A 21457-nucleotide genomic window follows, 5' to 3' on the forward strand; every position below is an offset into this window, starting at 1 on the left:
TTGCTCATTCCTATATTTATATTGAAGGATTGGAATTTTCCTTTTTACTAGTAAAGAGCGGGAGGGAAACTGATGGCGGTGTACCGTAATGTGCAGGTGAACTTTTGGCAAGATGAATTCATATTAGATTTAACGCCAGAAGAGCGTTACTTTTACATATATTTGTTAACTGGTACGAAAACGAAGCAATGTGGTATTTACATATTACCGAAGCGTTTGGCAGAGCTTGAAACTGGTTACAGTATGGAGACTATTGAGAAGTTATTGAACCGGTTTGTGGAATACGGGAAGATTTTATATGATGCGGAAACGAAAGAGTTATTCATTATGAATTGGCTACACTATAATCCTATTTTTAATGCGAACATAGAGAAATGTGTATTACGTGAGCTGAAACTGGTGAAAAGTAAAGAGTTCCTACATAAGTTTTTGCGTAAATGTCTTGAAGAAGAATGCAAGATTCCATTATTACTTCAGTATTTTGGTATGCCAGAGGAAGAGGATAATAGTAGTTTACAAGTAGTTGCTGAGGAGGAAGATATAGAAAAGGATACTTCGCATAGTGAAGTTTATAAATTTTACGAGCAAAATATAAGTAGTCTATCTCTATATATCGTGAAGGAATTGAAAGAGTGGATACAAAAAGTTTCAGGAGATAAAGTACTAGAGGCACTTAAAATTGCATTTGAGAATAATAAGGGGACGTTCGCTTATGTGCAGGGGATTTTGAGGAATTGGTATAGAAAAAAGTGGGGGGATTCTAGTGAAGAAAAGTGTGTAATGGGAAGTTTAGAGAGAAGGAGAAGTATTTTGAGTAGTGTGTTTTAATTTATATTAATTTAACATAGAATGTATGTTCGTTTTTGTGAATTTTATGCTATACTACAATTAAATAAGGGTATTTTTATAGTAGATAAAAAGATGCGGGGGAACAAAGTTTGACTACAAATACAGCTCAGTTGTTTCAATATATTTATATGACAGAAGAACAGGAAAAATTATCATTACGTTATTTAAAAACGAGAGAAGAAGAGATTTTAAATAATATTCAACTAACGACAATTAGAGATCAAAAAAGAAGCGATTTTGCAAATCAGTTTATAAATGATTTTAGGAAAGTATATAAACAAGATCCGGATTTCTTTCGGTTATTTTATTATTTGTTAGGGGAGCAATTGTTAAATGTTCTTATAATAAGGTTTAAATATGTGGATTTTGCTAATATGAAGATTTATTTAGAAAAAAGTGCACTTCCATTAGATAAACTTGTAGTAATTGCGTGTAAATATTTAACTAATATTTCAAGTTATGTGAATGAGGCGTATGGTTTTCTTAAAGGGCTAACAAAAGAGAACCCGAACTATATAGAGGAACAATTATACACTTTACCAAATCAGCAGCAATTATCGTTACTTCTCGTAATGTTTGAAGTAGATTATGAGAGATTCCGTACATACAGTTTTTTATTGGACGAGAGATTAGAAGAACATGCTGAATTTATATTGAATTTGAATGGAGAAAAGGAAAAGATTGAAGCAGTTGAAAGATATATAAAAGGTGAAAGTGATAGGGAATTATTTTTAGGTGGAAATTTACCAGAATATATTTGGCGACTATTATTTAGTATTCATCAGTATTCAAATATTGCGAGGCGGTATGTTGAAATATTAGCGAAGAAAAACGTTTGGGGTTTTATGAATCATGCTACGCGTTACGTGTGTCAAGCTTTCAATCAGCCTCAAAATTATAAAAGAACTGGCAGTGTAAATAAGAAAACGTATGATGAAATTCAAAGTTTTTGTAAACAGTTCTGGATTTCTGAGGAAAGATTTTTTGCGCATCGTCTGAGGCAACATGATTTAAATAATGAGGAATTTTGTAAGACGTATGAATATGAAATGCTATGCTTCATGGCGGAAGAAAATTCTGAATTTGTTCAACGTACTTTGCAATATGTAAGTAAAATTAATTATCTCATTATCGCACGAACGTTAACTGAAAAAGGACATGAGTTAAATAGAGGGAAAATGCGAGAAGAATTTTTTGTCGCTGCTTTGCAAATTAAATCGTCTACAATACGTGACACATATCGTGATTATTTATTAGGGAAAGTGTCACTTGATGATATGAAGCAAATACTTAAAAATCCGAAATTTAGAAGTATGTATTGGGGTATGCCAGTGTTAGAGGTTGTACTCCTTTGGGATATAGATGATGTAGCGAAGAGGGAAGCTGTACTTACACTACAATTCGGAGATGATGATAGTGTTAATTTATACGAACTTCTTTACGAATGTTCTGTCAGAGGGATAGAACCGAAACAAGTATTAGAAGATCTTCTTTCGTATGGGTTAAGTAAGGAAAAGCTTATCGCTTATGCAGTTGAACAAGCTGCATGCTACAGTGAAGAGAGAAATAAGGCGAAGGAAGCGCTTGTTCATGTCATTGTAAAAGAACAGGCGTACATCATTGAACGATTTGATGAGTATTCTGCTGTGGCCAAAGCGTATATTTTAGAAGAGTTAGCAAGGGATAATATGATTAAAATGCGTCCCATTTTGATCAAATGCTTAGGAGATTCATCTAAAAAAATGCGCGAGTCTGTAGTGAAAATTCTTTCAAAAGATGTAGAAGCTGCGACAGATGTAGCAGCTGAACTTCATAATAAAAAGAAAATTGTTCGTGAAAATGTGATGAAAATACTAATAGAGTATAAGATTGAAAAATATATACAACTTGTACAGGAAGCTTTACAAGAAAAGAAGAATGCTTCTTTTGTTGAGAAATTTGCTCCGTTACTTGAAGTGGGTGGAGATTCAGAAAATATAGAAGAACTTTGCAGTCGTATAGTAACGGAACAAAAAAGAAATTCATTTGTGCAATGGATTGGGAACGAACCACAAATTCGTCTTCGTAATTCAAATGAAATAGCCGATGTAAAACTTCCGCTAGCATATGTAAATCAATATATATCAGATTCCGTTATTGAGAAGAAAGATGCGGCTGAAGTAATTAGTACTATTTTGAATGAACAAGACTTGAAGGAATATGTACAAGAAATATATCAAGTATGGATTTCTCAAGATGCAGATGTGAAGAAACGTGGTATTCTTTCGTTATATGGCATGTATAGTGATGATAAAATGGTCGGTATACTTAAAAAGAAAATTGATGAATGGGTGCTTGATATGAGAGGAAAGATTGCAGCAGATGCTGTTCGGGCTCTAGGGTTGTCCTCATCTAAGCGTGCACTTGTGTCTATTCACGCGATGGCATTTAAATATAAGCATAAGTTAGTGCGTAATGCGGCAAAAGAAGCACTAAGTCTTGCTGCGAAAACACGTGGTATAACAGAAGAAGAGTTGGAAGATCAACTGGCACCAGATCTTGGTTTCGATATAAGTGGTGAGAAGGAGATTGATTTTGGGAATAGATGTTTTACTGCTATTTTAACTTCAGATTCGAAAATTGAATTAGAGACAGAAGAAGGAAAACGTATGAAGTCACTTCCGAAGCCGAATGCAAAAGATGATGTAGTAAAAGCTGAGGAGGCTAAGAAAGAGTTATCCTCTTTAAAGAACGAACTCCGAAGTGCTCTTTCTATGCAGAAACAACGTTTGGAAGACGCTCTATCACGAAAACGCTACTGGTCATATAATACGTGGAAATCGGTATTTTTGGAAAATCCAATTATGAAGCAATTTGCTATTTCGCTTGTTTGGGGTGAATATACGGAAGGAACGTTGCGGAAAATGTTCCGTTACGTGGAGGATGGTTCGTTTTATTCAATGATAGGCGAGAATCATGAACTTTCACCTGGAAATGTTATTGGTTTAATTCATCCGTTAGAATTATCAGGAGCGGAAAAGGAGCTATGGAAAGAGCAACTGACAAATTCCGGAATTGTGCAGCCATTTCTACAAATTGAACGTCCAGTGTTTGTAGTAGAGGAAAATGATGAGATTGCTGTTGAGAGATTTGGCGGTATTTTATTAAATGGTCGCTCGTTATTTGGTAAGATGATGAAACTTGGATGGACTCGCGGATCGGTTCAAGATGGCGGTGTTTATTGTACATTTTATAAAGAAGATATTCGCACTGAATTAGGGGCGCAACTGTCATTTAGCGGAGCGCCGATTGGATATGAAGGTGAAGAAGATGTATGTGTATTTGAGATTCAATTTTATAAAGCGGGTACAGTGAACCGTGGTTCATATGAATATGACGAAATTGATGATGAGAGACGCATTGTACCAAAACAAGTAGATAGGCGCTTCTTTAGTGAAATATTATATGATGTGCAATTAGCGACCGAGTCGAATCTGGGTCATAATGAAAGCTGGCGTAACAAACGTTAAGAATTCCCCCTTCATTTATAGGAAAATGAAGGGGGTTTTTCAACTTTTCTAAAAGGTTCTTCCTTAAATAGAAGCGAATAGTTTGAGAAAGGAGGGGTTATATGGATATGGAAGTCGTCATAAAGAAGAAACGAACTAGGGGCAAGAGAATTTTTATTTGGTCTAGTAGTATCGTTCTTTTGTTAGTTATTTGTGCTGCGATTTTTTTGAACTTGTATACGCTTAGATCTATGCCGAAGATAGATGGAACGATAAAGCTAGAGGATATACAACATGCTGTTACGGTGAAGCGGGATGGTAAAGGTGTACCGCATATTAAAGCGGAAAATGCGCATGATTTATATTTCTCGCAAGGGTATGTACAAGCGCAAGATCGTTTGTTCCAAATGGATTTAAGTAGAAGACAAGCTTCTGGTATGTTAAGTGAGGTTGTTGGGGAAGCAGCTGTTGATAGGGATAAGTTGTTTCGGACGCTCGGTTTAAGGCGGGCGGCAGAAGTTTCTGTTAGTCAATATGATGGGGAAGCGAAATATGCCCTGCAGTCATTTGCTGATGGAGTGAACGCTTTTATACGTGAGGCGAAACAGGAAAAAAAATTGCCGGTTGAGTTTACTTTACTAGGCTATGAGCCTGCTGAATGGTCAATTGTGGATTCTTTAACGATTGGAAAGTATATGGCGTTTGATTTGGGCGGACATTGGCACGGGCAAGCGTTTCGATATTGGGCGCTAAAAAATCTTTCGAAAGAGCAAGCAAATGAGTTATTTCCTACATATCCGAAAGATGCACCTAGATTGCTAGCTGAACTGAAAAATACAAATGTGAATGTAGCACAAAGTTTTGCAAAAACGGTAATTCCGCCTGAGTTTAATGGTAGTAATAATTGGGTTATAAGCGGTGAGAAGAGTGCGTCTGGTAAGCCAATTTTAGCGGATGATCCTCATCTATCTCTTGCGACACCTTCAATATGGTATCAATCGAAACTTGAAATGAAAGATTTAAATGTGAGTGGCGTTATTTTCGCTGGAGTACCAGGTGTTATATTAGGTCACAATGACAAAATAGCATGGGGTGTTACGAATACAGGTCCTGATGTGCAAGATTTATATATTGAGAAGCGAAATCCTAATAATGAAAATGAATTTTTGTATAACGATAAGTGGGAAAAAGCTACTGTTGTTGATGAATCTATTAAAGTAAAAGGCGGGAAAACAATTCCTTATAACGTGACTGTTACGAGGCATGGTCCAGTCATTTCAGAGTTTGCGGATAAAGGGAAAGAGAAAACGAAAACAGTATTCGCTTTGAAATGGACTGCTTTGGAGCCTTCCGCTGAATTAAAGGCTGTACTAAATATGAATAAAGCGAAAAATTGGGATGAGTTTGAAACAGCACTTCAAGACTTTCATACACCAACTCAAAACTTTGTATTTGCATCAAACGACGGCACAATTGCTTATAAAGCGAATGGAAATATACCAGTGCGTAAAAAAGGTGATGGTAGTTTGCCAGTGCCAGGATGGACAGATGAATATGAATGGGAAGGTTATATCCCGTTTGATCAGCTTCCAAAAGTAATAAATCCAAAACAAGGTTTTATTTCAACTGCAAATAATAAAATTGTTGATGATAATTATCCATACCATATTAGTAATACGTGGGCGCAACCATATAGGCAAATGCGTATTCAAGAGTTTTTACAAGAGAAGGAAAAGTATACGGTGAAAGATTTAGAAGATTTACAGATGGATCAAAAAAATTTATACGGGAAAGAATTTGCTCCTATATTTTTAAAAGAGTTAAATAAAGCATCTTTAAATGAAGTAGAGAAAGAAGGCGTAAAACAATTAACAAAGTGGAATTATTACGATAGTAAAGATGAAGCGGCACCGTTAATATACCATTTGTTAATGAAAGAAATTTCGAATACGTTATTTTCAAAAGAAATACCGAAAGATGTGATGGAGTTATTTGAAGGGAAGTCACAAGTTGTTGATGAATTGATTCGAAAACAAGTAGCAGGAGAAAATAGCGCTTGGTTTACGAAGTACGGAGGTTTCACGAAAGTTGTGCATACATCGTACGAGAATGTAATGAAGAAATTACAGAAGGAATATGGACCCGATGTTGCAGAGTGGAAGTGGGGCGATTACCATCAACTTGCTTTTACGCATCCAATTTCGAAATCATCTAGTATGTTAGCATTACTTGCATTTAATCGTGAGAAAGCAGTTCCGATAGGCGGAAGTCAAGTTACCGTTCAAGCAGCGAGTTACGGAGATAACGGTATTGTAAATCATGGTGCTTCTTGGAGATTTGTTATTGATACGAAAGATATGTCAAACGGTTATCATATAGTAGGACCGGGGCAGTCGGGACATTTTAGAAGCGATTGGTGTCATGATCAAATAGATGATTGGATCAATGGAGATTATCATACGACTACTTTAAATACAGACGGAATTGAAGGGAAAGTATTAACTTTAAAGCCGCGATAATGTTAGAAGAGACTTTTACTATATGTAAGGGTCTCTTTTGAAATTTTCCCTACTATTTTTAGGAGGCTGATATGAATAAATAATGAATGAGGTTGAACAGTATTTCTATTAATAAAAATTCCATTTCATATTTTTCTGGAATATATGTGTAATGTTGTATAAAATAATCAAGAATGCCAAAAATTATAGGAGGAAAGTTGTGAAGAAAAATAAGAGTTTAATAAGTTTTTTAGGAGTGTGTATCATGTTGTTTTCTTTTTGTTTCCAGGGAAATGTACAGGCAGATTTAAATACTGTTCAATCTGGAAAAATAAAATCAGGAAACGTAACGGTATGGGAAGTAGGCAATGTAGAGAAAGTGTTAGCAGATGTGGAGCGCTTGAATTTAAATACGGTGAATGTACCGATCCAAGTTGATATTCCAAATGTGAATTCTGCTAATATGGTAATTAATCAGGCGCAAAAGCAACAAGCTATTATTTTAATTCAAGAATTATTAAAGCGTAATATTCAAGTTATAGTGGAACCGTTCCCATTTATTCAGCAAGGAAATATTGGAGAGACGGAATGGAACCCGAGTAATATTAACGATTTCTTTTGGAATTGGAAAACGGTTGTTTTACAAGATATTTTTAATTCCATTACAAGTAAGTACAATGTTTACGGGCTGAAAATCGCTTCTAATTTCGTTAATATGGAATATGCAGAAGGATATTGGAATGATACAATCGATTTTGTTCGCCAGCAGTATAAAGGAAATGTTTTGTATCAAATGAACTGGTGGTTAACTGCAAGCTTTGATCCATCTTATGAAGCGAAGTTTCTGGCAAAAATAAATCGTCCGTATTTAAAAAAGGTGGACATTGTAAGTATTGATAGTTGGTTTGAAGTTTCAGGAAAAAGAAATCCATCGTACGAAGAAGTAAAACAAAGTTTATTTGCGACGACAGTATATAATCGTGGCCAAAATGTTGTTCAGCAACTTGAGAAATTACATAAAACAACAGGAAAGCCAGTATATTTTGGTGGATTTAACGTTCCAGCACGTGAACTTGGACTGCAAAATCCGTGGAACCCAGATGTTACGAATGTGTTTTCAAAAGATGTACAACTTAACGGGTGGCGTGCTTACCGTGATGTATTAGAACCGAAGCCGTATTTTAAAGGTTTTTCAATATGGTTTATTGGCTCTAATGATAGTAATCATTCGTATCAAATACATAGTAAAGAAGCAGAGGCAGTTATTAATGGATGGTATCGAAAATAATTTTTATAAAATAGGTAAGTTTTAGAATCTATTACATATATTTTAGTGAAAGGCCTTTCACCATCTTATCACCTAGGGGGCAATCATAATGAAATTTTTGTCTTACCTTACAGTAATATTGGTGATTCTTGGCGGTTTGAATTGGTTGTTTGTGGCGTTAGATTATAATGTAGTTGAGAAATGGTTTGGTTCTATGCCGGCGCTTGTGGATACCATTTATTGGCTCTTTGGTCTTTCAGCTATTTATCAAATTTTTGATCGGTTCTTTACGAGTAAGTAGCTATTATACTTTATTACTAGAGTGTTAAGTACGATTATGTACTTAACACTTTTTTGTATGTTTATAAAAAACAGGGTGCACATGCAAGCGGTTCCATCGCGTCTTACGCCATAATAACGGAAAACAAATTGACCGTATATTGTATATGGGTTATAATTCAGAAAGTTTAAATAATAACAAAAAAGAGAAATAGGGAGGTTATCTGGGTGATGGAGAGAGTGTATAATTTTTCAGCAGGACCATCTATACTCCCTTTGCCAGTTTTAGAGAAAGTGCAAAAGGAGCTTGTAAATTATAACGGGACAGGCATGTCTGTTATGGAAATGAGCCATAGGTCTTCTTATTTCCAAAGTATTATTGATGAAGCGAGCAACTTACTTCGTGAATTAATGAACATTCCTGATGAGTATGAAGTTTTATTTTTACAAGGTGGTGCGTCATTACAATTTTCTATGATACCGTTAAATTTAATGAGTGCGTATAAAAAAGCTGGGTACGTACTGACAGGTTCATGGTCTAAAAAGGCGCTGCAAGAAGCAGAAAAAGTAGGGGAAGTGCAAGTAATCGCTTCTTCTGCAAAAGAGAAGTTTACTACGATTCCTAAAATGGATGATTTCCTGAATGATGAAGAACTAGATTATGTACATATTACAACGAATAATACAATTGAGGGGACAAAATATGTGGATATTCCACATTTAGAAAGAGTGCCGCTTGTTGCAGACATGTCCTCAAATATTTTATCAGAACAATATGATGTTACGAAGTTTGGCCTCATATATGCGGGTGCGCAAAAGAATTTAGGGCCAGCGGGATTGACGATTGTAATTATAAAAAAAGATTTAATTGGTGGGGCAGATCGTTCTTGTCCTACAATGTTAAACTATGAAACTTACAGTAAAAATAACTCCCTATATAATACACCGCCATCCTTTAGTATTTACGTAACGAAACTTGTACTAGAGTGGTTGAAAGAACAAGGCGGGGTATCTGCGATTGAAGAACAAAATAGAATGAAATCTTCACTTCTTTACAATTTTTTAGATGAATCTAAATTGTTTACCTCACCAGTTGATCCTACGTATCGATCGCTTATGAATATTCCGTTTACTACACCGTCAGAAGAGCTAAATAGTCAGTTTTTACAAAAAGCAAAAGAACGCGGTTTCGTTACGCTAAAGGGACATCGCTCAGTCGGCGGTATGCGTGCAAGTATTTACAATGCGATGCCGGCGGAAGGTGTTGGGCAATTAGTAGCTTATATGAAGGAATTTGAGCTTGAAAATAGATAGGGAGATGGGGATATGTTTCGTGTTCAGACGTTAAATCAAATTGCGGAAAAGGGTTTGCAAATTTTTGATGGAAATCGGTATGAAATTGGAGACAAAATAGGTCATCCAGATGGTATTTTACTTCGAAGCTATTCTTTACATCAAGAAGCGTTTTCAGAAGATTTAAAGGCAATTGCAAGAGCTGGTGCCGGTGTAAATAATATTCCTGTTGAGCGTTGTACGGAAAAAGGGATTGTAGTATTTAATACGCCAGGGGCTAATGCTAATGCAGTGAAGGAACTTATTATCGCAAGTCTTATTATGTCTTCCCGTAATATTATAAACGGAGTGAGCTGGACGAAAGAGTTGGATGGAGAAGAAGTACCACAGCTTGTTGAAGCTGGGAAGAAGCAATTCGTTGGATCAGAGATTGCGGGGAAACGTTTAGGTGTTATCGGTCTTGGTGCAATCGGTGCTTTAGTTGCGAACGATGCGTTAGCTTTAGGGATGGACGTTGTCGGATACGATCCGTATATATCTGTTGAAACAGCATGGCGTCTTTCTACACATGTGCAAAGAGCATTTAGTTTAGATGAAATTTTTGCAACTTGTGATTATATTACACTGCATATTCCACTTACGAATCAAACGAAAGGGATTGTTGGTGAACACGCTATAGAGACGATGAAAAAAGGAATGCGTCTATTCAATTTCTCAAGAGGAGAACTTGTAGATGAAAATGCTCTTCAAAAAGCGTTAGAAGAAGATATTATTACACATTACGTAACAGATTTCCCGAATGAAAATGTAATAAAGATGAAAAATGTAACAGCGACGCCTCACCTTGGTGCATCTACGTCTGAGTCTGAAGAAAATTGTGCAGTAATGGCAGCTCGTCAATTACGTGAATATTTAGAGACAGGAAATATTCGTAATTCAGTAAACTATCCAAACGTAGAACTTCCGTACATCGGAAAGAAACGTATTACAATCATGCATCAAAACGTTCCGAACATGGTAGGGCAAATTACAGGATGTTTAGCAGAACATCATATTAATATTGCAGATATGATTAATCGTAGTAAACATTCTTGGGCGTACACAATGATTGATATTGATAACGGAATTGATGATATAATTAAAGAGAATATTGTGGAAAATATAAGCAAAATTACAGGTGTTGTAGCCGTTCGAATGATTGTGTAAAGGAGAGAGGAACTTGGCAAAAATCCGACCGTTTCGGGCCATTCGTCCAGTAGAAGAAAAAGCAGCAGAAGTTGCAGCTTTACCGTATGACGTATTAAATAGTGAAGAGGCAAGAGAAGTTGTAAAAGGGAATCCATATTCTTTTTTACATGTCGATAAAGCAGAAATCGATTTAGATCCGGCACTTTCACCGTACGATGATCGCGTATATGAAAAAGCGGGTGAAAATTTAAAGCAATTTATACAAGAAGAAGTGTTCATTCAAGATGAAGAGCCAGCACTATACATTTATGAACTGACGATGCAAGGAAGAACGCAGTCAGGCCTGGTTGTTTGTACATCAATTGATGAGTATGAGGATGATACAATTAAAAAACATGAGCGAACGCGTCATGAGAAAGAACAAGATCGTATTCGCCACGTAGATGTGTGTGACGCAAATACGGGACCTATCTTTTTAACGTATCGTACAAAAGAAGAAGTGAAATGCTTAATTGCAAGCTGGAAAGAAGAACATGCGCCCATTTATAAATTTACGGCAGAAGACGGAGTCGAGCATGTTGCGTGGAAGATTGCAGATGAAGATGTGATTGCGAAATTAGTAGCAGCATTTGAAGAGATTCCTAATCTATATATTGCGGATGGGCATCACCGCTCAGCATCAGCGGCAAAAGTTGGTGTAATGCGGAGAGAACAATATCCGCATTACACAGGAGAAGAGGAATTTAATTTCTTCTTATCTGTTTTATTCCCTCATGATGAACTTTCTATTTGGGACTATAACCGAGTTGTGAAAGATTTAAATGGCCTATCAGAAGAACAGTTTTTAAAACAAATTACACAATACTTTTATGTAGAAGAAGCAGGGATTTCTCCATATAAACCAAATGAGCCAAAAACATTTGGTATGTATGTAAACGAGAAGTGGTATAAGCTCACAGTGAAAGAGGAAACGTTTGATGCGAATGATCTCGTTAAAGGTTTAGATGTATCTATCCTGCAAGATCATTTATTAAGCCAAGTACTTGAAATACATGATCCGCGCTCTGATTCACGCATTGATTTTGTCGGAGGAATCCGCGGATTAGAAGAACTAGAACGCCTTGTAAATAGCGGTGAATATAAAGCAGCATTCGCATTATATCCGACATCAATGGAAGCTTTATTAGCAATTGCTGACGCTGGAGAAGTAATGCCGCCAAAATCAACGTGGTTTGAACCGAAACTACGTAGCGGGTTGTTTGTTCATTCGTTAAAGTAAAGTGAAACTTTAATCAGTGGGGGTTTTGTCCATCCCCACTGATTATTAGTTGAACCAATCGGGCATTTACGGGCAGTTATCTCCCACCTAGGTTTCTCGCATTCGGGAGTCTTACTGACCGTTAATGCGGGATAAATATAGACTTCTATAGTTTAGAAAAACCGAAATGATTTTTAGTTTCGGTTTTTCTTATATAACAAAGGGAACAGCAGTTTAGTTAATTGTGAACTGTTTTTTGAGGAGGGGTATCGATGAAATTGCAAGTAGGCGAAAAAATCACCTTTGAGCGAACTTTTACAAAAGAAGATGTTGTTTTATTTACAGAAGTATCTAAGGATGAGGGAATTCATCATGTTACACCGGATGAGCAAGGACGATTTGTTGTACAAGGTCTTTTAACATCAACGCTTCCTACGAAAGTTGGCGGTGATCATAATGTATTAGCTCGTAAGATGGATTTTGAATTTTTACGCCCTGTTTTTAGCGGTGATACGATTCGTTGTGATGTAATTATTGAACAATTTGAACCCGATGAAAAAAATCGTACAAAGATTATTGCGATGTTTACATGTATGAATCAACTTGAAAAAGAAGTATTGAAGGGGAGTTTTTCAGGGATTATTCTTTAATTATTAGGTAGGGAGATCAAATGAAAAAGATGTAATAACCAATTAAAAAGGCCTTTTCATATAGGGCCTTTTTATTTTGTGTTTTTTTAAGAATAACGGATTTCCGATTAGAATATGATGTTAACACTGGAGCGAAGGTGAAAAAACACAATATCGAAAGAGGTGTTTAAAGATGGAACAAGATGAGGTTTATTTACGAGCTAAAAAAAGGGTAGAGAATTTAAAAGCGTTTTACATTCATTTAACGGTCTATATACTAGTTAATTTGATGCTTTTTTTTATAAATATAAGTTCTGATGCAAGTAAATTATGGTTTTTATATCCACTTGGAGGTTGGGGAATCGGTATCGTTATACACGGTTTGACAACTTTTCCATTTGGGATATTCGGAAAAGAGTGGGAAGAACGAAAGATTAAAGAATATATGGAGAAAGATAAGTAAATTTATTTCTGGAATGTATGAATATAAATCCCTGTAATCAAATGCTTGATGCGAAGTCTATTCTATAGCTTCGCCTATTTGTTTTGTATTCGAAGTTTGTGCGAGTGTTCATATTCATTTTTTAGCGTGAATTGCATGTGAAATCAAAACTTTATTTGTAGTACATAATAAATACAGTTGTTTTACTTTTTTAATTATATGTGTATTTAGGAAAAGTTTGTTTATCATCCTATATTAAAATAAAAACAAACCACTGTTCGATTTGAATATTCCACGATATAATGGTGAGAGTTTATGACAGAATAAATATTTACATAAGAAGTGAGGTACTGTATGAAAAAAAGAACGACAGACATTATTTTTATTATTATTGGTGCATTTCTTTTTGCGTTAGGTGTCAATTTGTTTGTTATCCCGAACGAGTTTGGTGAGGGTGGAGTAACAGGTATCACGATTATTACGTACTATTTATTTGAATGGTCACCAGGCTTAGTTAACTTAATTTTAAATGCGATTTTGTTAATAGTCGGTTATAAATTTTTAAATAAGATCACAACAATTTATACGATTATCGCTGTAGTTACTAACTCACTATTTCTTCATTTAACAGAAGGCTGGACGATTACTTCAGATGAAATGCTTGTAAATGCCATTTTCGGAGGAATATTTATAGGGTGCGGGATTGGTCTAATTATTCGTGTTGGAGGAACAACAGCAGGTACTACCATCTTAGCAAGGATGACGCATAAGTATTTAGGTTGGAGCATTAGTTATGGTCTACTGTTCTTCGATTTAATCGTTGCGTTTTCATCTTATTTCATCATTGGTGCAGAAAAACTGATGCTGACAATTATTATGCTATATGTAGGAACGAAAGTAATGGAATTTGTAATCGAAGGTTTGAATCCGAAAAAGGCCATTACGATTATTTCTGATAACCCGAATGAAATTGCCGGGAAGGTGACTACCTTAATGGGCAGAGGGGTTACTGTGTATTCAGGTCATGGCTATTACACGAAAACTCCGAAGGAAATTCTTTATATTGTTATTAATAAGCAAGAAGTAGTGAAGCTAAAGCGGATTGTTCAAACTACGGATCCGGCTGCGTTCATCGCTATACACGATGTTCGTGATGTGTTTGGAGAAGGGTTTGTTGATATTTCTAAGGCTTAATAAGAATTAGTTTTTAAAAAGGCAGAAAATGAGCAATATTTTTTAATGAAATAATCTTAATGCGAAAATATGAGAATCTATTTTGATCACTTAATTATCAAGACCTAAATTTTAAAAAAATAAATAAATTCAAGGACATTATATATTTTATATGACTAAATATGTAATGTCCTTTCTTATTCCACAATGATGCCCGTTTGTTGACGATTAATTTTCATTATGCTTTTTGTGCCGAGTCCAATGCTTTTTTTAATTCGTCCGGTTTTTGAGTGCCGATTACCACTGTATTATATTTCAACTTTAACTCAATACCTTTCTTTCCATTCATATTATAGGCCGTTTCACCCTTAAGGTTAAAACGAATTCCCCATCCTCCGAATCTTTTTAGTGGACTGTAAGTAATGCTTTCATAGTGATGTATATTTTTGAAAAGGTACTGTTTATATTGAAAATGAAAAGGAACAAAACGAACATAAATACCTTTTTCACGGACCTCTATGATTAGCTTCAATACCCCAAGCATTAATACAGGAAAGGCAATCCCAAAAAACAACCACAAAGCAATTAACACACCATTGGGAGCTGGTTTATCTCCAAACGGGGTATCAAGGATAATTTGTTGAATGAATCCATACCACATCAGTGCGGAAATCCCCAATATGAGTATCCATACCCAAATTTGTTGTGGTCGCTGAACCTCACGAAAGATAATACGTTCTTGTTGTTTCATTAATAATCGTCACCTCCTAAATGATTTATTACAGGGAATCCTTTTTGATCCAGTAATATGTATTCTTTGTTGTTATTCTCTATGAGAACCTCTTGTACTCTCATAGCACTGTACGCCTAAAGCAATTAACGCTCAGTCTAAAGACCTCACAACGCTTTCCGTTACGAGATACGTTAGTCATCTAAATTATACAAACTTTTCTGGATTCGGTATACATATAGAGTTTTATTTTTATTATCTGTATAAGTAATCTAATGTTTATAAGAAAAGAGGATATATGCTCATATATTGAACGTAATATCCTCTTCTTAGTTTAGTCTATTTAAAATCTATTTCAAAATGGATTCTTTTTATTTATCGTAAAATATTGGCTTGTAGGTATTATTTATGAACCTTTATTCCAAAGCTACATTATCATACAATCTGTTGTACTGTATTGTGGTTCTAATGCGTAGTATCTTTGATAACCTCAATAATTTCACTTAATGGATTTTAAAATTTAGCTCATTGCCATGAAAAAATTAATGCTGTAATTGTTTTTCTTTTTCTTTTTCTTGCAAAAAAGCCAATTCTTTCTTAATGTAAGGATGTAGAAGGATGAACGAGAGAGGGTTTAATGAAGATGATACATATTTTATTAGCTGATGATGATAAGCATATTAGAGAGTTATTACATTACCATTTACAAAAAGAGGGGTTTAAAGTTTTTGAAGCGGAAGATGGAAAGGTAGCGCAAGACGTATTAGAGAAAGAAAATATTCATCTTGCGATAGTAGACATCATGATGCCGTTTGTGGATGGCTATACGTTATGTGAAGAAATCCGGAAGTATCATGATATACCGGTTATTTTATTAACTGCGAAAGATCAGTTAGTTGATAAAGAAAAAGGATTTGTTTCTGGTACGGACGATTATATTGTAAAACCATTTGAACCAGCTGAAGTGATTTTTCGTATGAAAGCTTTATTACGCCGTTATCAAATGCTGAGCGCTGACATTATTACACTTCACGGAACGACAATTGATCGTAAAGGTGTTGAAGTAAAGTGTAACGGTCAAACGATTTTACTACCGCTGAAGGAATTTGAATTATTATCACAACTTGCTAGTTATCCTGGAAGAACATTTTCAAGAGAAGAGCTAATTGAATTAGTATGGGGAATGGATTTTGAAGGGGATGAACGAACAGTAGACGTTCATGTGAAGAGACTACGAGATCGATTCTCAAAACGAACGGATGATTTTCAAATTACGACAGTGCGCGGACTCGGGTATAAGTTGGAGTTGAAATAAAATGAAATCACTATATTCTAGATTTGTTTTTATGACAGTCGGTATTATGCTTCTTAGTAGTATTATCGGCTTTTTATTAACGAACGTATATTATCAAGTGAAGTTAAAACCGTATAATAGTGAAAAAATTTTAAAGTATGCTGAGGAAGTTAAATCGTTATATGAAAAGCAAAGTGAAGAAAATAAAGAGGCGTATTTACAGTCCATTGCGAAATTAGGATATGAAATTTATATTGTAGATGATCAAAAGAATGGAAAGCGTATCGGCAATGCGTTTCGTAAGACGTCTATTAGTGATGATACCGTTCATAAAGTATTGAATGGCGAAACGTTTAATGGCGTTTCTACATATCCGACTCGCCTATTTATTACCGGTTTTTTCGATAATGAATTAATAAATAGTGTCGGTGTACCAGTGCAACACGGTGATAAACAGTACGCTTTATTCATTCGCCCTGACATTCAGAACCAATTTGGCGAGATGCGAATTTTCTTAGCTGTATTACTTGGTTTTATCGTGTTATTAAGTATTATTTTTATAGCGATTGCAGCAGGTTATATTGTTCGTCCAATTCGTAAATTTACGAAGGCTACGCAAAAAATTGCGAGTGGTGAATATGAAATTGAATTAGACGTAAAACGAAAAGATGAAATTGGTACGTTATCTACAAACTTTCAAAAGATGACGAAAAGTATAAAAGAATTGGATGAAATGAGACAAGAATTCGTTTCGAACGTTTCACATGAATTCCAGTCACCGCTTTCTTCCATACAAGGATTTTCGAAAACATTGCAAACAGAAAAGATGAGTGAAGAAGAAAGAAATCATTACTTACGAATTATTGAGGGCGAAAGTAAGCGAATGTCTAGTTTATGTAAACAGTTACTTACGCTAGCTTCTTTAGATAAAGAAGAGAAAGTATTACAAATAAAAGAATTTAATCTGCAGAAGCAAATTAAAGACGTCATTTTTATGCTCGAATGGAAATGGCGTGAGAAAGATATAGCTGTCGAATTTGATGTGCCGGACATCGTTATAAAAGGTGATGAAAACTTACTTCATCAAGTATGGAGCAACATTTTTACGAATAGCATTAAGTTTTCAAACGATGGCGGAACCGTTGAATTTGTTGTAGAAGAATTAGAATCTAGCGTTATGATCTCCATATCCGATAACGGAATCGGTATGGAAAAAGAAGAAATGGATCGTATTTTTGATCGTTTCTACAAAGTAGATACAGCGAGAGCGAGAAACGTAGAAGGTAGCGGATTAGGGTTATCGATCGTGCAGAAGATTGTTGAACTGCATAACGGAAACGTTTCAGTGTATAGTACAAAAGGGGAAGGGACGACTGTTCAGGTGGAGCTTCCGAAATAAATGTAAGGGGAGAGATCATTTGGAATGGTCTCTTCTTTTTTTGATTGTTAGTCTACGTGTAAAGTGAAAAAATGCGCGTTATTCTATTCCATAATTGGACTAGTTTGTGGAATAAGATTAGAAGGAAGTTTATTTGAAAATGTAGAATCCCTACAGAGTTATAAGGGTTTGATGAGAACTGTAACTATTTAGGGGGAGATTACTTTGAAACGAATTGACTTGTTATTAAACACACTAGATTCAACATTCGATAAAGAAAGCTGGTATGCACCGTTTAAACATGCCGTAGAAGGACTTACAGCCGAACAGGCTATGTGGACACCATCTGGAGAGACAACGAATACCATTTGGGAGAACGTTAATCATCTCATTTACTACAAAGAAAGACTTGCTGTAAACTTGGAAGGGCGTGAGTGGACACATAATCTTGATGGTAATGACACCTTTTATCTTACTGAGCAATCTAATGATGATACGGAATGGAAGAAAGTCGTTGAACGTTCTGAACATGCTCAACGTAATTTAAGGCAGGTATTAAGTACGATTTCCGAAAAAGATCTTGAACAAAATTCACTTGAGGGGAAATTGCTGGACATCATGCTTCACGATGCTTATCATACAGGCCAAATTATTCAATTAAGGAAAATGCAGGGGGCATGGCCAGTAAATCGTTGATTGAACGTTTTAGTTATTCCATTAAAGGTTGCTATTGTTGAATAAAATTTAGGTTTTAAATTTAAATAATTTTATTGTCTTTTTAAATGTGGTGGATGAATTAAAAAAGGCTAGCTAAGTGGCTAGTCTTTTTTTTCGTATTTAGCTACTAAACTTTTCGGTAATTCTTTGGTCATGTAAACAGCAATTTGAGAGAACTGTTCTGGTGTTTCTTCAAAATCGCTTCTAATCCATTCACCAATTAAATTCGTTAACATCCCCGCCAAAACGGCAAATGCATATCTTTTTGGTATGTTTGGAATAATTACTACTTTTTTATCAATCCAAATGGATTCAAATATTCCTCCGATTTTACTTAGAAAGATTGGATCTCCTTTATCACTAGTTAACAAACGAATGATTTTTTTATTGTCGAATAAGTAATATGCCACCTTATTCATCTTCTCTAAACGTGAGTCAGAAGTAGAATTTTGTTCGACCGTTTTTGTTAATGTTGTATCCATAATAATTTGTTTTAGTCCTTCTAACAGTTCCTCCTCGATTTTATTTAATAAGTCGTATTTATCTTGGTAGTGTAGATAAAACGTACTTCGATTGACTTCTGCACGCTCAATGAGTTTCCTAACATTAACTTTTTCAAAACCAACTTCCTCTATTAATTGGATAAACGTGTTTTTGATTGCTCTTTGTGTTTTGATAACTCGTAAATCAATTTTGTTTGCCATATAAACCTCCTATTTAATAGACACTTTTAAAAAAATGTTGGATTAAAAACACTTAATTAAAAGTGATGGTTTTATTATTCTTATTCTATTTTATACTATACATATGACCTTTAATCAACACATGTCTATAAAATAGAAGGAGTGAAACTTTATATGCAAAAACAGGCACAGCAAACAAAACCCAATATGTTATTGTTAGCGAATGTAATGATTGGCGCTTTTTTTGCCATTCTTTGTAATACATTAATGAGCAATGCGATTCCAACAATCATGAAAACATTTGATGTGGGGGCGTCAAGTGCAACTTGGTTAACAACAGGCTATATGTTGGTGAGTGGTATTGTCATTCCAACATCTGCATTTTTCTTAAATAAATATTCAATTCGTAATTTATTCCTATGGAGTATGGGGTTATTTACAATTGGAACAATGATTGGAGGTTTTGCTCCAAATTTTACTGTTCTTGTTATAGCTCGTATTGTTCAAGCATTTGGAGGTTCGCTTTTATCTCCATTATTAATGAACTTGTTGTATAGTTCATTCCCACCAGAAAAAAGAGGGAAATCCATGGGATTTGTAGGGCTAATTTTGATGTTTGCTCCAGCGATTGGACCTACAATTTCAGGGCTTGTTTTAGAGGTAACTTCATGGGAATGGTTATTCCATATGATTTGGCCCATTACCCTAATTATTACAGTGGTCTCATATAAAATTATGAAGAAGGATAAAGAAACACAACCAGGTTCACTGGATGTACTATCTGTTATTCTAAGCGCAATTGGTTTTGGTGGTCTAATTTATGGTTTTAGTACAGCGGGTAAAGAAGGCTGGGATTCTACAGTAGTTATCGTTAGTTTAATTATGGGGGTTATAGGAATTGCAGCTTTTGTAATTCGTCAAAACTTTTTAGAAAAACCAATTTTAAACTTTAAAATTTTCCTGAATCCTAAATATACATTATCTATTTTCGTGCTCATTACAACTATCTTTGCAATGTATTCGGTGATGATTCCTGTACCGCTATTTTTGCAAAACATTCAAGGTATGACAGCATTAAAATCAGGATTAATCATGCTTCCAGGTGCGATGATTATGGGGTTACTAGCACCAATTAACGGTAAGTTATTTGATCGTTTTGGAATTCGTCCCCTTATTTTAGTTGGTTTTCCCTTAATGATAGTGGCATCTGTCATCTTAGGGAATCTAGGACTAGAAACGGCTTCGTGGGTTATTTGTTTAACGTATGCAATTCGTTTAATTGGCGTGGGGATGGTTCAAATGCCCCTTCAAACAAATGCACTCAATGCATTAAAGCCAGAAGAAGTATCTCATGGTACTGCGATGAACAGTACATTAGGTCAAACAGTTGGAGCAATAACTTCAAGTCTTATTGTCACGTTGATATCGAATCGTACACAGTTTCATGGTACAGAAATGTTAAAAGAACATAAATCTGAGATGATTGGAATGTCAGCTGATGCGATTCAAAAGCTGAAAGAAACCATTTTAATAGATGCCTTTATTGCTGGAAACAATGAAACTTTCTTATACTCAATTGTGGTTGCAGTAATTGGTTTAGGCTTGGGTTTATGCCTAAAAAGCAAAAAAAAGATGGAAGTTTCTAAATAAAATCTGATTTTTACAATTAGGTTTAAATAGAAAAAATTTAATGGAGGTAATTACAATGACTAAAAAACAAAATGATATTGAGATGAAATTTAAAACAGACTTAGGTGAAGCTGACGAAAATGTAGTTGATAAATGGGAGCTTATGGCTTCACGTCGTGCATTACAAAATTTAAAAAGTCTAATTTCTCCAGAACAAATGAAAGAGTTACTCCAAGGTCAATTAGACGAAAGTGCGAAACTTATTAAGGAGTACTTAGAAAAATCAAATGGAGAATTTAAAAAATGCTTTGTTAAAGTAGAAGTTGAAGGGATTACAGCAACTGACTACTTTAAATGGCAATACGGTAAGATGAGAAAAACAATCACAGGTACGGAAGAAGAACGTCGAGATATTGCTAAAAATGTAGTGTTCCCAGCGCATCCAGAACATTATATTATGCTATCTTCAGGAGTCGTTGAAACGTTAGGCGGCCTTCCAACTAGTGCAAGTGTAGTTAGACTAGATAAAACACCACAATTTGTACTTGATGAAGTCAATAGTGACTATCCACATAAATCTTATGCTGGTGTTCAACTTGAAGAGGGGACAATATGGGGGGTATGGATTATCAGAATTTCGTGACACAGCAACTGGAGCTGAA

Annotated in this window: 18 protein-coding genes; 16 read left to right on the forward strand and 2 right to left on the reverse strand. The window is 35.2% G+C overall.

The window, feature by feature from the left end; all coding sequences use genetic code 11:
• Nucleotides 1-72: 72 nt before the first annotated feature.
• The 11 genes from CDB3_RS08330 to CDB3_RS08380 all read left to right on the forward strand — a co-directional run bounded on the left by CDB3_RS08330 (nt 73) and on the right by CDB3_RS08380 (nt 14385).
• Nucleotides 73-828: a DnaD domain-containing protein gene (locus tag CDB3_RS08330; RefSeq protein WP_128854087.1), complete on the forward strand. Its 756-nt coding sequence runs from the start codon at nt 73-75 to the stop codon at nt 826-828.
• 110 nt (nt 829-938) lie between these two features.
• Entirely contained in the window at nt 939-4358 is a 3420-nt protein-coding gene (locus CDB3_RS08335; protein WP_128854088.1) for a DUF4132 domain-containing protein, read from the forward strand.
• Nucleotides 4359-4465: 107 nt separating this feature from the next.
• Nucleotides 4466-6856: a penicillin acylase family protein gene (locus CDB3_RS08340; RefSeq protein ID WP_128854145.1), complete on the forward strand. Its 2391-nt coding sequence runs from the start codon at nt 4466-4468 to the stop codon at nt 6854-6856.
• A gap of 199 nt (nt 6857-7055) precedes the next feature.
• Nucleotides 7056-8123, forward strand: a complete 1068-nt coding sequence (locus tag CDB3_RS08345; RefSeq protein WP_128854089.1) for a glycoside hydrolase family 113 — start codon at nt 7056-7058, stop codon at nt 8121-8123.
• Between the two features lie 88 nt (nt 8124-8211).
• On the forward strand, nt 8212-8403 hold the full coding sequence (locus CDB3_RS08350; protein ID WP_002084566.1) for a DUF378 domain-containing protein: 192 nt from the start codon (nt 8212-8214) through the stop codon (nt 8401-8403).
• Nucleotides 8404-8612: 209 nt separating this feature from the next.
• Entirely contained in the window at nt 8613-9695 is a 1083-nt protein-coding gene (serC, locus tag CDB3_RS08355; protein WP_128854146.1) for a 3-phosphoserine/phosphohydroxythreonine transaminase, read from the forward strand.
• A 12-nt stretch (nt 9696-9707) separates the two neighbouring features.
• Nucleotides 9708-10880, forward strand: a complete 1173-nt coding sequence (locus CDB3_RS08360) for a 3-phosphoglycerate dehydrogenase family protein (protein WP_128854090.1) — start codon at nt 9708-9710, stop codon at nt 10878-10880.
• Between the two features lie 13 nt (nt 10881-10893).
• A complete protein-coding gene (locus CDB3_RS08365) occupies nt 10894-12141 on the forward strand; it encodes a DUF1015 domain-containing protein (protein WP_128854091.1) in 1248 nt (415 codons plus the stop codon).
• A 251-nt stretch (nt 12142-12392) separates the two neighbouring features.
• Nucleotides 12393-12770, forward strand: a complete 378-nt coding sequence (locus CDB3_RS08370; RefSeq protein ID WP_128854092.1) for a hotdog family protein — start codon at nt 12393-12395, stop codon at nt 12768-12770.
• A 172-nt stretch (nt 12771-12942) separates the two neighbouring features.
• A complete protein-coding gene (locus CDB3_RS08375) occupies nt 12943-13212 on the forward strand; it encodes a 2TM domain-containing protein (RefSeq protein WP_128854093.1) in 270 nt (89 codons plus the stop codon).
• Between the two features lie 333 nt (nt 13213-13545).
• Nucleotides 13546-14385, forward strand: coding sequence for a YitT family protein (locus CDB3_RS08380; RefSeq protein ID WP_088229640.1), 840 nt, complete (start codon nt 13546-13548; stop codon nt 14383-14385).
• A 217-nt stretch (nt 14386-14602) separates the two neighbouring features.
• On the opposite strand, the gene CDB3_RS08385 is transcribed toward CDB3_RS08380, so the two are convergent.
• On the reverse strand, nt 14603-15115 hold the full coding sequence (locus CDB3_RS08385; protein ID WP_128854094.1) for a DUF6141 family protein: 513 nt from the start codon (nt 15113-15115) through the stop codon (nt 14603-14605).
• Nucleotides 15116-15731: 616 nt separating this feature from the next.
• Between CDB3_RS08385 and CDB3_RS08390 the strand changes: the two genes are divergently transcribed.
• The 3 genes from CDB3_RS08390 to CDB3_RS08400 all read left to right on the forward strand — a co-directional run bounded on the left by CDB3_RS08390 (nt 15732) and on the right by CDB3_RS08400 (nt 18462).
• On the forward strand, nt 15732-16409 hold the full coding sequence (locus CDB3_RS08390; protein ID WP_179139679.1) for a response regulator transcription factor: 678 nt from the start codon (nt 15732-15734) through the stop codon (nt 16407-16409).
• A 1-nt stretch (nt 16410) separates the two neighbouring features.
• A complete protein-coding gene (locus tag CDB3_RS08395; RefSeq protein ID WP_128854095.1) occupies nt 16411-17787 on the forward strand; it encodes a sensor histidine kinase in 1377 nt (458 codons plus the stop codon).
• A gap of 204 nt (nt 17788-17991) precedes the next feature.
• Nucleotides 17992-18462, forward strand: coding sequence for a DinB family protein (locus CDB3_RS08400; RefSeq protein WP_128854096.1), 471 nt, complete (start codon nt 17992-17994; stop codon nt 18460-18462).
• A 122-nt stretch (nt 18463-18584) separates the two neighbouring features.
• Here the strand turns inward: CDB3_RS08400 and CDB3_RS08405 are convergent, their stop codons facing one another.
• A complete protein-coding gene (locus CDB3_RS08405) occupies nt 18585-19187 on the reverse strand; it encodes a TetR/AcrR family transcriptional regulator (protein ID WP_128854097.1) in 603 nt (200 codons plus the stop codon).
• A gap of 153 nt (nt 19188-19340) precedes the next feature.
• On the opposite strand from CDB3_RS08405, the gene CDB3_RS08410 reads away from it, so the two are divergent.
• Nucleotides 19341-20816 (forward strand): DHA2 family efflux MFS transporter permease subunit, encoded by a 1476-nt coding sequence (locus tag CDB3_RS08410; RefSeq protein WP_128854098.1) that lies wholly within the window; start codon nt 19341-19343, stop codon nt 20814-20816.
• A 55-nt stretch (nt 20817-20871) separates the two neighbouring features.
• On the forward strand, nt 20872-21438 hold the full coding sequence (locus CDB3_RS08415) for a hypothetical protein (RefSeq protein ID WP_256869698.1): 567 nt from the start codon (nt 20872-20874) through the stop codon (nt 21436-21438).
• The last annotated feature ends 19 nt before the right edge of the window (nt 21439-21457 follow it).

Source organism: Bacillus sp. CDB3, from assembly GCF_002081505.1.
Lineage (GTDB): Bacteria > Bacillota > Bacilli > Bacillales > Bacillaceae_G > Bacillus_A > Bacillus_A cereus_AT.

Bases quoted from the DNA above. Each gene is read 5' to 3' on its own strand.
- CDB3_RS08385 (WP_128854094.1), bottom strand. From the start codon at position 15,115: ATGAAACAACAAGAACGTATTATCTTTCGTGAGGTTCAGCGACCACAA.
- CDB3_RS08380 (WP_088229640.1), top strand. From the start codon at position 13,546: ATGAAAAAAAGAACGACAGACATTATTTTTATTATTATTGGTGCATTT.
- CDB3_RS08375 (WP_128854093.1), top strand. From the start codon at position 12,943: ATGGAACAAGATGAGGTTTATTTACGAGCTAAAAAAAGGGTAGAGAAT.
- CDB3_RS08360 (WP_128854090.1), top strand. From the start codon at position 9,708: ATGTTTCGTGTTCAGACGTTAAATCAAATTGCGGAAAAGGGTTTGCAA.
- serC (WP_128854146.1), top strand. From the start codon at position 8,613: ATGGAGAGAGTGTATAATTTTTCAGCAGGACCATCTATACTCCCTTTG.
- CDB3_RS08330 (WP_128854087.1), top strand. From the start codon at position 73: ATGGCGGTGTACCGTAATGTGCAGGTGAACTTTTGGCAAGATGAATTC.
- CDB3_RS08410 (WP_128854098.1), top strand. From the start codon at position 19,341: ATGCAAAAACAGGCACAGCAAACAAAACCCAATATGTTATTGTTAGCG.
- CDB3_RS08415 (WP_256869698.1), top strand. From the start codon at position 20,872: ATGACTAAAAAACAAAATGATATTGAGATGAAATTTAAAACAGACTTA.
- CDB3_RS08350 (WP_002084566.1), top strand. From the start codon at position 8,212: ATGAAATTTTTGTCTTACCTTACAGTAATATTGGTGATTCTTGGCGGT.
- CDB3_RS08395 (WP_128854095.1), top strand. From the start codon at position 16,411: ATGAAATCACTATATTCTAGATTTGTTTTTATGACAGTCGGTATTATG.
- CDB3_RS08390 (WP_179139679.1), top strand. From the start codon at position 15,732: ATGAAGATGATACATATTTTATTAGCTGATGATGATAAGCATATTAGA.
- CDB3_RS08405 (WP_128854097.1), bottom strand. From the start codon at position 19,187: ATGGCAAACAAAATTGATTTACGAGTTATCAAAACACAAAGAGCAATC.
- CDB3_RS08370 (WP_128854092.1), top strand. From the start codon at position 12,393: ATGAAATTGCAAGTAGGCGAAAAAATCACCTTTGAGCGAACTTTTACA.
- CDB3_RS08340 (WP_128854145.1), top strand. From the start codon at position 4,466: ATGGAAGTCGTCATAAAGAAGAAACGAACTAGGGGCAAGAGAATTTTT.